Source organism: Bacteroides ovatus (assembly GCF_001314995.1).
In the GTDB taxonomy this organism is placed as follows: Bacteria; Bacteroidota; Bacteroidia; order Bacteroidales; family Bacteroidaceae; genus Bacteroides; species Bacteroides ovatus.
Genome location: NZ_CP012938.1, coordinates 161,929 through 177,215, shown reverse-complemented (window position 1 = coordinate 177,215; position 15,287 = coordinate 161,929). Strand labels below are relative to the sequence as shown.

Annotated in this window: 12 protein-coding genes; 6 read left to right on the top strand and 6 right to left on the bottom strand. The window is 43.3% G+C overall.

Annotated features, from left to right (window positions below; translation table 11 throughout):
• Positions 1–56: 56 nt before the first annotated feature.
• The gene (gene mfd / locus Bovatus_RS00640; RefSeq protein ID WP_004297360.1) at positions 57–3,419 is read right to left on the bottom strand and encodes a transcription-repair coupling factor; all 3,363 of its coding nucleotides are present in this window, start codon (positions 3,417–3,419) and stop codon (positions 57–59) included.
• Between the two features lie 186 nt (positions 3,420–3,605).
• Here mfd and Bovatus_RS00635 point away from each other — a divergent pair, with 186 nt between their 5' ends.
• The 5 genes from Bovatus_RS00635 to Bovatus_RS25915 all read left to right on the top strand — a co-directional run bounded on the left by Bovatus_RS00635 (position 3,606) and on the right by Bovatus_RS25915 (position 7,779).
• Positions 3,606–4,349 (top strand): polyprenol monophosphomannose synthase, encoded by a 744-nt coding sequence (locus tag Bovatus_RS00635; RefSeq protein WP_004297358.1) that lies wholly within the window; start codon positions 3,606–3,608, stop codon positions 4,347–4,349.
• Entirely contained in the window at positions 4,346–5,683 is a 1,338-nt protein-coding gene (locus Bovatus_RS00630) for a dihydroorotase (protein ID WP_004297357.1), read from the top strand. The genes Bovatus_RS00635 and Bovatus_RS00630 overlap by 4 nt, the downstream gene beginning before the upstream one ends.
• A gap of 25 nt (positions 5,684–5,708) precedes the next feature.
• A complete protein-coding gene (locus Bovatus_RS00625; RefSeq protein WP_004297356.1) occupies positions 5,709–6,617 on the top strand; it encodes a vitamin B12 dependent-methionine synthase activation domain-containing protein in 909 nt (302 codons plus the stop codon).
• 68 nt (positions 6,618–6,685) lie between these two features.
• The gene (locus Bovatus_RS00620) at positions 6,686–7,198 is read left to right on the top strand and encodes an RNA polymerase sigma factor (RefSeq protein ID WP_004297355.1); all 513 of its coding nucleotides are present in this window, start codon (positions 6,686–6,688) and stop codon (positions 7,196–7,198) included.
• Positions 7,199–7,203: 5 nt separating this feature from the next.
• Positions 7,204–7,779: a hypothetical protein gene (locus Bovatus_RS25915; protein ID WP_004297353.1), complete on the top strand. Its 576-nt coding sequence runs from the start codon at positions 7,204–7,206 to the stop codon at positions 7,777–7,779.
• A 45-nt stretch (positions 7,780–7,824) separates the two neighbouring features.
• On the opposite strand, the gene Bovatus_RS00610 is transcribed toward Bovatus_RS25915, so the two are convergent.
• Together Bovatus_RS00610 and Bovatus_RS00605 are read right to left on the bottom strand one after the other, a co-directional pair.
• Entirely contained in the window at positions 7,825–10,692 is a 2,868-nt protein-coding gene (locus tag Bovatus_RS00610) for an AAA family ATPase (RefSeq protein WP_004297352.1), read from the bottom strand.
• Entirely contained in the window at positions 10,689–11,942 is a 1,254-nt protein-coding gene (locus Bovatus_RS00605; RefSeq protein ID WP_004297351.1) for an exonuclease SbcCD subunit D, read from the bottom strand. The genes Bovatus_RS00610 and Bovatus_RS00605 overlap by 4 nt, the downstream gene beginning before the upstream one ends.
• Before the next feature lie 120 nt (positions 11,943–12,062).
• On the opposite strand from Bovatus_RS00605, the gene Bovatus_RS00600 reads away from it, so the two are divergent.
• Positions 12,063–12,821, top strand: a complete 759-nt coding sequence (locus Bovatus_RS00600; RefSeq protein ID WP_004297350.1) for a lysophospholipid acyltransferase family protein — start codon at positions 12,063–12,065, stop codon at positions 12,819–12,821.
• Between the two features lie 98 nt (positions 12,822–12,919).
• Here Bovatus_RS00600 and Bovatus_RS00595 read toward each other — a convergent pair whose 3' ends face one another.
• The 3 genes from Bovatus_RS00595 to Bovatus_RS00585 all read right to left on the bottom strand — a co-directional run bounded on the left by Bovatus_RS00595 (position 12,920) and on the right by Bovatus_RS00585 (position 15,200).
• The gene (locus Bovatus_RS00595; protein ID WP_004306016.1) at positions 12,920–13,396 is read right to left on the bottom strand and encodes a hypothetical protein; all 477 of its coding nucleotides are present in this window, start codon (positions 13,394–13,396) and stop codon (positions 12,920–12,922) included.
• 165 nt (positions 13,397–13,561) lie between these two features.
• The gene (locus tag Bovatus_RS00590; RefSeq protein ID WP_004297347.1) at positions 13,562–14,911 is read right to left on the bottom strand and encodes a hypothetical protein; all 1,350 of its coding nucleotides are present in this window, start codon (positions 14,909–14,911) and stop codon (positions 13,562–13,564) included.
• Positions 14,886–15,200: a hypothetical protein gene (locus Bovatus_RS00585; protein WP_004312028.1), complete on the bottom strand. Its 315-nt coding sequence runs from the start codon at positions 15,198–15,200 to the stop codon at positions 14,886–14,888. The genes Bovatus_RS00590 and Bovatus_RS00585 overlap by 26 nt, the downstream gene beginning before the upstream one ends.
• Positions 15,201–15,287 lie beyond the last annotated feature (87 nt).

Sequence of the window (15,287 nt, the reverse complement as noted above, 5' to 3'; positions counted from 1 at the left end):
AACAAACTTATTCTTTTGAATCTCATTAAAAAACACCAATTATCAGAGTCCACTTATCATTGCAAAGCCACAATCTCCTGCAACACACTGACCGCCGTTTCCACATTAGTAACATCCTTAATCAGCATACTCCGTCTGCCGTTCTGTTCACGCAAATCACAACGACGAGTATATTTCATCATATAGTCTATCACTTTACCAAAAGCCTTACTTTGATAGAACGGACTATCCGGATTGGAAACAAAAAACAAGGTCATCCGCCCACCTTTCAGGAAGATTTTCTCTGCACCCAAACGGGCTGCAAGACGGCGTAGAGGCACAATACGGAGTAGTTCTTCCGTTTCCCGGGGAACCGGTCCGAAGCGGTCTTCCAGACGAGCACGGAAAGCTTCCACATCTTTGTCCAATGTCAGTCCATCCAGTTCGCGATAGAGCAACATACGTTCGCTGCTGCCTGTTACGTAGTTGGCAGGCAACAATAGTTCGAGGTCGCTTTCTACCTGACACTCGTCTACAAACTCTTCTCCACTAATTTGTCCTTCGCCCTTGATTTCATCCGCATACAGTTCTGCAAACTCGTCTGTCTTTAACTCATGGACAGCTTCAGTAAGAATTTTCTGATATGTCTCATATCCCAAATCGGCAACAAATCCGCTTTGTTCGGCTCCAAGCAGATTTCCGGCTCCACGAATATCCAAATCCTGCATGGCGATATGAATGCCACTTCCCAAATCACTAAAGTTTTCAATTGCTTGAAGACGTCGCCTTCCTTCGGCTGTCAAACTACCTAACGGAGGAGCCAGCAGATAACAAAAAGCTTTTTTATTACTACGCCCTACCCGTCCACGCATCTGATGGAGATCACTCAATCCAAAGTTTTGCGCCTGATTGATAATGATAGTGTTGGCATTCGGAATATCAATACCACTTTCGATGATTGTAGTTGCCAAGAGTACATCATAGTCGTAGTTGACAAAATCCAGAATAATCTTCTCCAGCTCTGTCGGTTCCATCTGTCCATGTCCAATCGCTACACGGCAATCCGGGATATGACGTTCGATCATCGCTTTCAATTCCGGCAAGTTCGCAATCCGGTTATTGACAAAGAAGACTTGACCGTTGCGGCTCATCTCAAAATTGATGGCATCCGTTATCACTTCTTCATTAAAAGTATGCACTTCGGTCTGAATCGGATAGCGGTTGGGTGGCGGAGTAGAAATCACACTCAAGTCGCGTGCACCCATCAATGAAAATTGAAGGGTACGGGGAATTGGAGTAGCAGTCATAGTCAGTGTATCCACATTCACTTTCAACTGGCGCAGCTTTTCTTTGACAGAGACACCGAATTTCTGTTCTTCGTCCACAATCAACAATCCCAAGTCTTTAAACTGGACATCTTTTCCCAAGATACGGTGGGTACCTATCAGAATACCGACATCTCCATCTTTCAATCCCTTCAATACAGCTTTGGTCTGTGCGGCAGTACGTGCGCGGCTTAAATATTCCACCCGACACGGCAAGCCTTTCAGACGTTCACGGAAAGTCTGAAAATGCTGGTAAGCAAGTACTGTTGTCGGAACCAGAACGGCTACTTGTTTATTATCGGCAACAGCTTTGAAAGCCGCACGAATCGCAACTTCTGTTTTTCCAAATCCTACATCGCCACAGACTAGACGGTCCATCGGGCGGTCACTTTCCATATCTGCCTTGACATCAATCGTCGCCTTACTCTGATCCGGTGTATCTTCATAAATAAAGGATGCTTCCAGCTCACGCTGCAAGAAACTATCGGGACTGTAAGAGAAACCTTTTTCCTGACGACGCTGCGAATACAATTTTATCAAATCGCGGGCAATGTCCTTGATTTTACTCTTCGTACGTTCTTTCAGTTTCTCCCATGCACCTGTACCTAATTTGTTAAGCCGGGGAGCCTCTCCTTCTTTACCTTTATATTTGGAAACCTTATGCAGGGAATGAATAGAGACGAACACCACATCTTCATTTTGAAACACCAGTTTCAAAACCTCTTGCGTAGTGTCACCATTCGGAATACGTACCAAGCCGGAAAAACGTCCGATACCATGATCCGTATGCACCACATAGTCTCCCGGAGTGAACTGATTCAGTTCTTTCAAGGATAGTGCCACTTTTCCCGAACGGGCTTTATCACTTTTCAGATTATATTTATGAAAACGATCAAACAACTGATGGTCTGTGAAGATACAGAGCCGCAGTGTGTTATCTACAAAACCTTCGTGAATGGTACGTTCTACGGGAGTAAAATTAATCTTATCACCCCGATCTTCAAAAATAGCTTTGATACGATCTGTTTGCTTCATGCTGTCACTGCAGATATAAAGCGAATAGCCTTTTTCCAGATAATCCTTAAAAGAAGAAGCTACCAGATCGAAATTCTTATGAAAGATAGGCTGGGCAGATGTATTGAAAGTAACGCTGGCATTGGGCGTTCCGGTCGGTTTATTACCAAATTCCAACCGGCGGAAATCGAGTGCCCGTACAGTAAACTCGCTGCCGTCTATCAATTTCCCTTCCAATGTAATGCCACCATTCTCTTCGGCCTCCTGAACGGCTATTGCCTGTGGAGTCAGCGCCTCATCGTGTACCACCTGGATTCGCTCGCGCAACCAAAGAAAATCGCGCATCGCCAAGGTAGTCTCTTTCGGGATAAAATCCAGAAAAGAAGTCGCTACATCTCCTGTCACCGCCAAATCGGGAACGATAGACACTCCATCTTTCTTCTCACGGGATAATTGAGACTCCACTTCAAAGGTACGAACACTTTCCACTTCATCACCAAAGAAATCGATGCGATAAGGATATTCCGAAGCAAAAGAGAAAACGTCGATAATACTACCGCGAACAGCATATTGTCCCGGCTCATATACGTAGTCTACATATTCAAAACCATAACTATGCAACACATCGGTGATGAAAGTGGTATCCACTTTCTCTCCTACATTCAGCTTCAGCGTTTTATTACTCAATTCCTTGCGCGACACCACTTTCTCCGCCAATGCATCCGGGTACGTAACGATACATAATCCCTCTTCCCCCTTTTGCAAGCGGCTAAGTACTTCTGTACGCAAAATCTCATTGGCCGCATCTTTTTGTCCATACTTGATGGAGCGACGGAATGAAGATGGAAAGAACAATACTCTTTCCGTACCCAATATCTGCGTCAAGTCGTGATAGAAATATCCGGCTTCTTCAAGATCACCTAAAATAAATACAAACGGGCAACCACCCTCTTGCACCAGTACAGAAGAAAAAAGAGAAGCGGCGGATGCACACAGTCCTCCGCAAAAAACAGTCTGAACGGAAGTGTCCTTCAACAAGCGCTTCATTACTGCCATATTGGGATGGGCAGCATATTGTTGTTGCAACTCAGTTATTGTCATACCTATAAAATTTCCCCGCAAAATTACAAAAAAGATTGGGAGTATACACCCAAAGAACAGAAGTATTATAATAAGGTATCTGCCGTCTTATTCCGCATGGGGCATGAAACACGTTAAATTTTCCTTAGTTCAGCTATAACTAAAGGAAAAAGAACTACTTTTGTTTCTAAATTTTATAGTATCTATATGCAGACATCGGATAGCATTGTAATTATCCCCACCTATAATGAACGGGAGAACATAGAAAATATCATCCGTGCCGTTTTCGGCCTTCCCCAAGTATTCCATATTCTGGTCATAGAAGACGGCTCTCCGGACGGAACGGCAACCATCGTAAGAAAACTGCAACAAGAATTTCCCGAACAGCTTTTTATGATAGAACGTAAAGGAAAACTAGGACTGGGTACTGCCTACATTACCGGATTTAAATGGGCACTGGAACACGCATACGAGTATATTTTTGAAATGGATGCAGACTTCAGTCATAATCCGAATGATTTACCCCGTTTGTATCAGGCTTGTTCGGAACAAGGAGGAGATGTATCCATCGGTTCCCGTTATGTCAGCGGAGTGAATGTAGTGAATTGGCCGATGGGACGGGTATTGATGTCATACTTTGCCTCTAAATATGTGCGGTTTATCACCGGAATACCTGTACATGACACCACTGCCGGATTTGTTTGCTACCGCCGCCAGGTGTTGGAAACAATCGATTTAGATCATATTCGCTTCAAAGGATATGCCTTTCAGATTGAAATGAAATTCACTGCTTATAAGTGTGGTTTCAAAATTATCGAGGTTCCCGTTATCTTTATTAATCGTGAATTAGGGACTTCTAAAATGAATAGCAGCATCTTTGGAGAAGCCATATTTGGTGTGATAAAATTAAAAGTAAATAGTTGGTTCCATAAATTCCCACAAAAGAAATGAAACGTACACTGATTCAAAACGCCGTTGTTGTCAACGAAGGAAGAAAAGTTCTGGGTTCAGTAGTAATCGAGAATGAAAAGATAGCCGAAATATTGGTTGGTGAAGAAAACGCAACTGCCCCCTGCGACGAGATAATAGACGCAACCGGGTGTTATCTTTTGCCGGGTGCTATCGACGAACATGTGCATTTCCGCGATCCCGGACTGACTCATAAGGCAGATATCACCACAGAAAGTCGTGCTGCGGCAGCAGGAGGTGTCACCTCTATCATGGATATGCCCAATACCAATCCGCAAACTACCACATTGGAGGCTTTGGAGGAAAAATTTGTTCTGTTGGGTGAAAAGTCAGCAGTCAACTATTCCTGCTATTTCGGAGCAACGAATAATAACTATACCCAGTTTGCACAACTGGATAAACACCGGGTTTGTGGAGTGAAGTTATTTATGGGTTCAAGCACCGGCAATATGCTGGTAGACCGGATGGCCAGTCTGCGTAATATATTCGGTGGAACCGATCTGCTCATCGCTGCTCATTGCGAAGATCAGGGAATTATCAAAGAAAACACGGATAAATATAAGAAAGAATACGGAGACGACGTACCTTTGGCTCTTCATCCGCTCCTTCGTTCGGAAGAAGCTTGCTATCGTTCATCCGAACTGGCAGTGCAGTTGGCACGTGAGACAAACGCCCGCCTGCACATCATGCATATTTCCACAGCTAAAGAGTTGAGCCTGTTTTCTAATGTACCTTTGGTACAAAAAAAGATCACGGCAGAAGCCTGTGTTTCTCATCTGCTCTTTACGGAAGAGGACTATCAGACACTGGGTGCCCGCATCAAATGCAACCCTGCCATTAAGACAGCGCAAGACCGGAAAGCTTTGCGAGAGGCTGTCAATAGCGGTTTGATTGATGCTATTGCCACAGATCATGCCCCACATTTACTTAGCGAAAAAGAAGGCGGTGCCTTAAAAGCAATGTCCGGAATGCCGATGATTCAGTTCTCACTCGTCAGCATGTTGGAGTTGACAGAAAAAGGAGTGTTTACTATCGAAAAAGTAGTAGAAAAGATGGCTCATGCTCCTGCGCAGATGTATGAGATACAAAACAGAGGATTCATTCGCAAAGGCTATCAGGCTGACCTGGTATTAGTCCGTCCCGGAAGCGAATGGACTGTAACAACCGATTGTATTCTAAGCAAATGTAAATGGAGCCCATTAGAGGGACACACATTCGACTGGAAAGTAGAGAAAACATTTGTAAACGGACATCTGTTATATAACAACGGAGAAATAGACGAGACTTATCGCGGACAGGAATTAAGATTCAGATAAACAGCAGCTCGCTTTCAACAAGCCTATGAGTACCATTTTGTCTTATAAAATACATACAGTCACTCCCTACATCAACTGGATTTACTTTTTCCACGCATGGGGGTTCCAGCCACGTTTTGCAGCCATCGCCAACATTCACGGATGTGATGCCTGCCGTGCTTCGTGGCTGACAACTTTCCCGGAAGAAGAACGTAATAAAGCTTCCGAAGCAATGCAGCTATTCAAAGAGGCCAACCGGATGCTCGATCTGCTTGACCGGGATTATGAAGTAAAGACCATCTTTAAGCTTTGCAAGGCAAACTCTGACGGGGATAACCTGATTATTGAGAAAGAAAAAGACCGGTTCATCACTTTTCCTTTACTGCGCCAGCAAACGCCGAAAAGAGACGGTAGTCCTTTTCTTTGTCTCAGTGACTTTATCCGCCCGATCTCTTCCGGCATCCCGGATACCATCGGTGCTTTTGCCTCTTCCATTGATGCGGACATGGAAGGATTGTACGAACAGGACCCTTATAAACACCTGCTTGTCCAAACCCTCTCCGACCGACTGGCAGAAGCAGCAACAGAAAAGATGCATGAATATGTGCGCAAAGAAGCGTGGGGATATGCCAAAGACGAGAATTTAGGCATAGCGGACTTACTGGTCGAAAAGTATCAGGGCATTCGTCCTGCTGTCGGCTACCCGTCTTTACCGGATCAATCTGTCAACTTCCTGTTGGATGAACTGTTGGACATGAAGCAGATAGGCATTTCGCTGACCGAAAACGGAGCTATGTACCCGCACGCTTCTGTTTGCGGACTTATGTTTTCACATCCGGCTTCCGAATACTTCTCCGTCGGAAAGATTGGAGAAGACCAACTTGAAGATTATGCCCGCCGTCGGGGAAAAAGTATCGAAGAAATGTGTAAGTTTCTGGCAGCTAATCTCCAATAGTCCTTATTCCCCTGTGATTTTTCTCCTTTTCTCACGACTAACTAACCAGAAAAGTAATCATAGATTCCATGAGAGAACAAACAGCAGAGGTTAGCGCCCCTATTGAACAAGAGTTTTTGTCGGTGATCCGCGAATATGAACGGGTGATCTACAAGGTATGCTATCTGTATGCCAATCCCAATGCTCCTCTCAATGATCTGTATCAGGATGTGGTACTGAATCTTTGGAAAGCCTATCCCAAATTCAGAAAAGAATGTAAGGTTTCCACCTGGATTTACCGTATTGCCCTCAACACCTGTATCAGCTTCTATCGTAAAGAAAAGAATGTGCCGGAAATAGTCAGCCTCACCAGAGATACCGACTGGGCCATAGAAGCACACGACCCGATCAACGAAATGTTGAAACAGCTTTATCAGATGATTAACCAACTGGGACAACTCGACAAATCAATTATCCTGCTTTATCTCGAAGACAAAAGTTACGAGGAAATAGCAGAAATCACCGGACTGACGGTTACCAATGTAGCGACCAAACTAAGTCGCATCAAAGACAAACTTAAAAGAATGAAAAAGGAGGAATAAGATATATGGAACTGGAAGAACTTAAAAAATCTTGGAATGCCCTGGATGAACACTTGAAAGACAAAGAGTTCATCAAAGAAGAAGAGCTTGAAAAGCTGATAAGGCATGCGGACAAAGGTATCCATGCCATTGCCAGACTGAACATCAAGCTTATTCTGATTTCTCTGCCGATACTGATCTTATTTTTAGCGGAGGTACTGTTGCACAACAGATTAAACCCGATCTATATCATTATCATTTTCGCATGGATTCCTGCCCTTTGCTGGGATATCGTCACCACCCGTTTCCTCCAACGGACACAAATAGACGAGATGCCTTTGGTAGAAGTAATCAGCCGCGTAAACCGTATCCATCGATGGACCATCAGGGAACGATTGATTGCTATTGCCTTTCTCCTAGTCCTGGCTATACTTTCATTTATCTACTGGCAAGTGTGGCAATATGGAATGGGCATGATTGCTTTCTTCATCCTGTTATGGGGCGGAGGACTGGGATTGATCTTATGGATTTATCGCAAGAAGTTCTTAAATCGTATCCACGAAATCAAAAAGAATTTAAGCGAACTGAACGAATTAATGTAAAAGAATCCAACCTGAATAATTCATACTAAGTAGTAAGGAGTGTGCTTACCCCACCACGGTAAGCACACTTTTTCCATTCACTTTCTTATGTACCTGCACCTGAACAGAAATCCGTTCACTCATCTCCTGCACATGAGAGATTACTCCTATTTTCCGCCCCTGCATCTGTAATTGTTCCAATGCTTCCATCGCTGTACGCAAACTTTCCGCATCCAAAGAGCCGAAACCTTCATCAATAAAAAGAGATTCAACTTTCAGATTATTACTTGACAAGGAAGACAAACCTAAAGCCAGTGCCAAAGAAATCAGGAACGATTCACCTCCTGAAAGAGAGTACACGGTCCGTATTTCATCACACATATCGCAATCTATTACCTGAAGTGCCAACGTATCGGGTACCTGTTGCAGCTTATAGCGTTTAGAGAGATAGGATAAATGTTTATTGGCATGAAGCAACAACAAATTCAAAGTATAACTTTGAGCAATCACTTTAAATTTCGCTCCATCCGCACTGCCAATCAGTTTATTCAATTTTGCCCAACGTTCGGCAACAGTTTGTTTCTCTGCCAGTTCCTTCGCAATCTGTTCCACAGTCAGTTTATTCTTTGCTTGTTGTAGCAGGCGGGCTTCCATAGTAGAAAGGGCACGTTCTATATTCAGGTTTTCTTCCTGTTGCTTCTTTATTATTTCGGGAAGCAGTTCGGGAGACTCTATCTTTTTATACTGTTCCTGCAACTCTCCTATAGCCAGTGCAATTTGCTTCATCTCTCCTTGCAAACCGGAAAGCCGGTTGTGTACCGCCTCTACTTCTTTACGTGCTTTCTCCAAAGCGAGATTCAGTTCTTTCTCTCTTTTTGCTACGGCAGCTTCCGCTTCATCCGCACTTTTTCCTTTCAATAGCTGCGAACGTTCCTGACGAAGCACATTCAGCGCTTTCTCTATCACTTCAAATCTCTTTAGTTCGGCCGAAGCAGCATTCTGTAAGATTACCAGCTGTTCTTTGGCAGACGATACTTTCTGCATAGCCAAACGACAGAGAGAAACATTCTCACGGAGGGCTTCACAATGTGCACGCATCTTTTTAATTTCTTCATCGCTGCGCTGCCATTCTGCATAAAGATTGCGATATTCCAAAATACGTATTGCCAGTTCCGCCAAACGGTGTTGTATTTGCTCTTCGTTTCCGGCTTCAATCCCTGCTTTATATAATGCTGCCAACTGTTCCGCGATCTGTCCGTCCACCGTTTTTTGATGCGCCAAATCACGTTGCAGAGCAATGCTCCGGTTATTCATCTGCTGATAGTTGGTTGATGCTACATTATACTCCTGCTCTATACTCCGGAAAAGAGTATCTACCACCTCCTGTTCCTGATGATAAGGATGCGCTGTGCTACCGCAAACCGGACAAGCCTCCCCTTCCTGTAATTGCCGGCGCAATGCTTTCACATCTTTTCCCACTGCCATACGTGCATTTTCGTAAAGACGTTGAGTAACTTTCAATGCAGTTTCTTGCTCCGTCAATTGTTTCAGACAATTGGCCACTTCTTTCTCCAGTCTTTCTATTTCCGTCTTTGCTTTCGTCTGCGTTTCCGTTAATTGCCGGATATTCTGCTGACGAGTCAACTCTTTTTGCAACTTCACCTGTTCTTCGGCCAATAACGGATATCCGAAAGAATTTAAGCGCAACAAACGTTCCTCATTCGTACTTGTAGCGGCAGCCAGTTTGTTTTCTTCTTGCCGTAGAATCTCTTCCACCTGTTCAAGTTGCAGTGCTTCTTCTATCCCTACATGGCTTAATAAGCGGTTCAGAGAAGAATAAGACACCTGTAATTGTTCCGCAGCCACTCGCATTTTTTGTTCCTGCTCCGCCACCTGCCTGTTAGCCGCTTGTAAAATCTGCTGCGACTGTATATAGCTGCTTTGTTGAGACTGTATCTGTACATCCAATTGACGTGCTTTCTTCAAGTCCGGCTGTATGGCCTCCCATTGTGCCTTAAAATGCACCAATCCTTCCTCTTGGGAAGTCAATGCACCCTGCAGAACTTTCTCCCTAGCCTGTTCCTCCTGTTCTTCCTGCTGCTTTTTCTTACAAAGTTCTTCCTGTATTTTTAATGAACGAACCACATTCAGTTGTTCATTCTGTTCTGCCAGCAGTTTAATCCCTGCCGCACGCTTTTCAGTCGATAGTTCTTTCTCTTTTTGCAGAGCAAGCAGCTCTTCTTCCGGCATCAATTCGATCACATTCATCCGATTCTGAATCAAGGTCACCTCTTCTTGTGCCGCCTTATTCCGGGCATAGACCTCTTGAGAAATCCGGGAATACACACCGGTTCCTGTCAACTTCTCCAGTAATTCTGCTTTTGCCGCCCCTTTTGATTTCAGAAATGTAGCAAAATCATTTTGTGCCAATAATACTGTACGGGTGAACTGTTCATACGTCAGGCCAACCAACTCCACCAACTGAATCAACAACTCTTTCTTGGTACCTTGAAATTCTTTCTCCGTATCCAGTTCTTTCACTTCCAGCGTTTGTGGCTGCAAAGAACCGTTTATCTTGTTTCTTGTCCGCCTCACCGACCAACGAGAACGGTAACGCCGTCCGTCAATACCTAAAAAATCGACTTCCGCATAACCATCACTTGTCCCCCGGCGCAGCAAATTTCTAACATCAGACTGATTAATCTGATTGTCTCCCACATCTGCCAGGTTCACATTTTCCACTGAAGTAGCAAAGCGGGGAGCCTTATCATACAATGCCAGGCATAAGGCATCTAATAAAGTAGACTTACCTGCACCGGTAGGTCCTGAAATGGCAAAGATACCTGCAGAATGTAATGGTTCTGCCATAAAATCCACTTCTACCGTTCCTTCTATCGAGGTCAGATTCTTCAATCGTATAGCTAGTATTTTCATTCTTCTTCCTCCTCTTCTTTACGGGTAGCAGCCAAATAGGCCTCTTCAAACAAACCTGTCAGTTCTACAGGCATTTCCACCTGATAAATCTTCTCAAAGGCAGACTGTGCAATCTGCAAGGGAGACATTTCCTGCAACCCCCTCTTCCAGTTTTCATTTTCTTTCGTCGTATTTCCAGTTTCAGTGCGATAGGTAGAAACAATACGCGCCAACCGATAGTTTTTATCTGCCAGTGCATCTTCAATCTCCTGCCGAAGCATGGGTTCCGGTTCCTCCAACAATACCTTTACTTCCAGATATGGGGCTACGGCTTCTGTCTCGGGTAGTTCCTTCAAGGCTTCCAAGACGGCTTCCGGTGAAACAGGTTCTCCGTTCGGGACACTCAACAAAGGTATTAATTTCGGGCATTCCAACCGTTCAATGTCCACCGCACAACCTCCGTCGAAAGTCACCATCACGACTCCATGATGATAATGTTTCTCGGCAAAAGACATCGGAATGGGACTTCCGGCATACCGCACATTCTCTCTTCCGGACACTCGCTGCGCTTTATGTATATGTCCCAATGCCGTATAAGCTATCTGTTCGGAAAAAGTTTCCGGAGATACGCACTCCAGCCCACCAATCACGGTACGCTCGCTATAATCCTTCTCTGCAATTTCCGATCCTGTAGCCTGCAAATGACCGATGGCAAGAATCGCCTGATTCTCCGTCCTTCGCTTCCATAGCCTTTGCAAAAGTTGTGCATAAAGTTCGCGAACTCCCTCCGCATACGGATTGCCTTCCGTTTGCACGGCCGGATAATCTCCCTGACGCAGAAAAGGAACTGCCATGCAAAGCAATTCCACTTCCCCTTTCCGGTTCTTCAGTTCCACAGTCAAATGGTCATAATCGATTTCTCCGCCTTCGAGCTTGCGAACTACCCCTCTGACTTCCGTCCGCATAGCTTGCAACAGAGGCAAAGGAGCCTCCAGGCGTGCTGCCGAATCATGATTGCCGGCAACAATGACAATCTGCAAATACGGATTCTCTGCTGTCACCCGATAAATAAACTGATAATACATGCTTTGGGATGCTGCGGAAGGGTTGGAAACATCAAAAACATCTCCGGCTATAATCAATGCATCAATCTCTTTCTGACGAATTTCTTCTGCCAGCCAATTCAGGAATACTCCATGTTCTTCCGTGCGATCATAACCAAAAAAGGTTTGTCCCAGATGCCAGTCGGCAGTATGTAATATACGTATCATAATTTTGTAACTATCTCTAATAACAAGAGGCAAAAATAACACAATCAAAAAGATTATATCACATCTGCCTCTCTTTTTTACCAATAATCATGTATATTTGCAGGATAAAAATCCAACCCTATGAAGATACTGTATTATATTTATCAGATTTGCATCGCTTTGCCTATTTTATTAGTGTTGACCATCCTCACGGCAATCGTCACTATTGTAGGTTCTCTCTTGGGAGGAGCCCACATCTGGGGATATTATCCGGGGAAGATTTGGTCACAATTAATTTGTCTGTTTCTATTGATTCCCGTGAAGATTGAGGGACGTGAAAAGTTGCATGACAAGACTTCCTATATTTTCGTACCTAACCATCAGGGTTCATTTGATATTTTCCTTATTTACGGCTTCATCGGAAGAAACTTTAAGTGGATGATGAAAAAAAGCCTGCGCAAACTGCCGTTTGTAGGAAAAGCCTGTGAAAGTGCAGGACATATCTTTGTAGACAGATCTGGTCCTAAAAAAGTATTGGAAACAATCCGGCAGGCAAAAGACTCATTGAAAGACGGGGTTTCTCTCGTAGTCTTTCCTGAAGGAGCGCGTACATTTACAGGACACATGGGATACTTTAAGAAAGGCGCTTTCCAGTTGGCTGATGATTTACAGTTGGCGGTTGTACCCGTCACCATTGACGGCTCATTCGAGATTCTGCCACGCACAGGCAAATGGATACACCGTCATCGCATGATTCTGACTATTCACGAGCCTATTCCTCCCAAAGGGAAAGGAATGGAAAATATCAAGGCAACCATGGCAGAGGCCTACGCTGCGGTTGAAAGCGCCCTGCCGGAACAATACAAGGGAATGGTGAAAAACGAAGATCAAGACCGATAGTCAGTACATAATCTTATATAAATATGGGGATGCTCACGCACCCCCATATTCCTAACCAGTTTTATGCATCAAACTATTAAATTAAGAAATTCAGATATTTAGATGTTTTGCAAGGTTATGGTTTGGTTTGACATCATTTGTAATTCTTGAAAAGTCAAATTAAAACTTTTATAAATTTCCTTTTCTAAATTCTCTAATGAGAAAGATTCATTTCTGACACCATTAATCTTCCCTCTAAACCGATTGTTATAATGCTTGCGGAATGTATCCGGAGTAACCAGACCTCCCAAGCCATAATCACCCACTACAATCACCGGCTTTCGGCGCAATACCCCTTCGTAAGCGGTAATCCCCGCACCAATAATCAAGTCGGCTTCTTCAATCAGTTTACCGATCTCACTCTCGGAGGATATATAATCCACCTGATACTCTGAATATTTACTTAATAGAATTCCTATCCGTAACCTGGTGCGAGAATTTGCTATTCCGACAACAATGCTGGCTTTTTGTTCTATTAACTGCAATTCGTCACCTCTCAAAGAAGAGGCGGCAGATAATTCATTAGGATTTTTCATATAGCTATTTGGTTTTTGTTGTGTCAAAAGTACAGCATGCATCCGAAAACACAAAAAAAGTCACCCGGACAAAATCAGTGCGCCTGATTTTTCGTAAACACTTACATTTCAATCAAATACAGATTAGCGTTCTATTAATGACCCGGACAATTCATTTTTTATTTATCAAAAATCCCTTAAAAACACATTCAAATCTTCTTGTGGAGAAATGCCTAATCGACCTTTCAGCCTTCCTTTTGCTTTGGTAACAGAATCGGAAGAGGTCTGAAAAATACGCGCCAGTTCTTCATTGGTCAGTCCAAATTTAAGAAAGCAACAGATCTCAAGATCATGTTTAGTTAATAAAGGAGTTTTGTCAAGCAACCGGGTAACGTAATTAGAATAGAGTAAATCAAACAGGCTAAACAATTTATAGCGTTCTCCATTAGACAATTTACCTCTTAATGTTCCCTCTTTGATAGCAAGCAGCAGACGAAAAGCGGATATGTACTGTTCAGAAGAGGGTCCGACAGTTAATTCTCCTCCCAGTTCTTTCAACAGTCCCGATAAGGTTTTGTTCTGCATACTTAGAAGTACAATCTTTCCATTCAACTCGCCTACCTTCATTCGATTTTCTTCCAGTATGCGGTTCTCTTCCAGTACTTGATCTTTCAACTCCTGGATTTCTTCCATCTCCTGCTGGTATCGCTTTATCTCCTCTTCATTATCTCTAATCTGGGATTCGATTTCGGCAATCTTCTTCCTGTGATTTTTACTTTTGTAGTAGTAATAACACATATAGAAGGCCACAATCAGGAAAATAACCGTACCGCAAAATATAAAAACTGTACGGTCCACTTTCAGTTGTAGATTATCATTCCGGAGTTTCTCGTTCTCGTACTGCTTTTGCAGTTCTGTTATCAACTCCTGCGAATCGACTTCATCCAATACATTCACGATAGAGTCCGCTTTTTCATGGTAGATAATCGCTTCTTCAAAATTATCAATATCTTTTTCAAGAAAGTATAAATTGTTATATGCGTCAATACGGGTATATTCTTTAGAAGAATAGATACTCATCTTAAAATATTTCCGGGCATTCTCTGCATCGCCCATCTGTATATACAAATAGCCGAGAGACATACACTCCACGTATTTCCTTTCTTCATCCGTTTCTTTTTCATAAGCAGCAAGAAAATAGCGTTCTGACTTTTTCAGTTCTCCCATGGAACGGTACAGTATCCCCAACTCATGTAAAATGGAAACTTCAGACGGATATTGCTTTTCCCTGGCTAGTTCTAAAGCGTAAGTATAATAGAAATAGCAGCTATCCCATTTATTCTGAAACAAATAAGCCCGGCCTATATTTTGCCCGGCTCTGACAAGACTCAAAGAATCTTTCAACTCTTCATAGATCGTATATGACTCCCGAAAATTCTTCAACGACTCCTGATACAATTTCTTTTTCCGGTTAATCATCCCTATCTCATCAGTAGCCATTGCAAACATCTTACAACATTGAATATTCCCGAACATTTCCTTTTGCCGAAGATAAAAACGTCAAAGCCTCTTCATCTTTGCCCAATTCACGCAGCACTCTTCCATAATAATACTGCGCTTTAGCACGCGTAACAGAGTCACCACGCTCTACAGTATAGTAATTCAGCGCCAGTGCAATCAATGAGTCAGAAGTAAACTTCACATAGTTCTGATCCATCGCCTGCGTCAATAAAAGTGCATAATCCGCCTGCAACTTTCCACGCAATTTTTCAGTATGAGGTATTGACTTTAATAGATACAGAGCTGTATCCGGAAGAGATTCCATGCACATTTCAATCCTCTGGAATGCCGCATCAGGGGCCTCCGAATCTCTATGACAAGAAACTGATAAGACTAAAATAAAAAAGAAAGC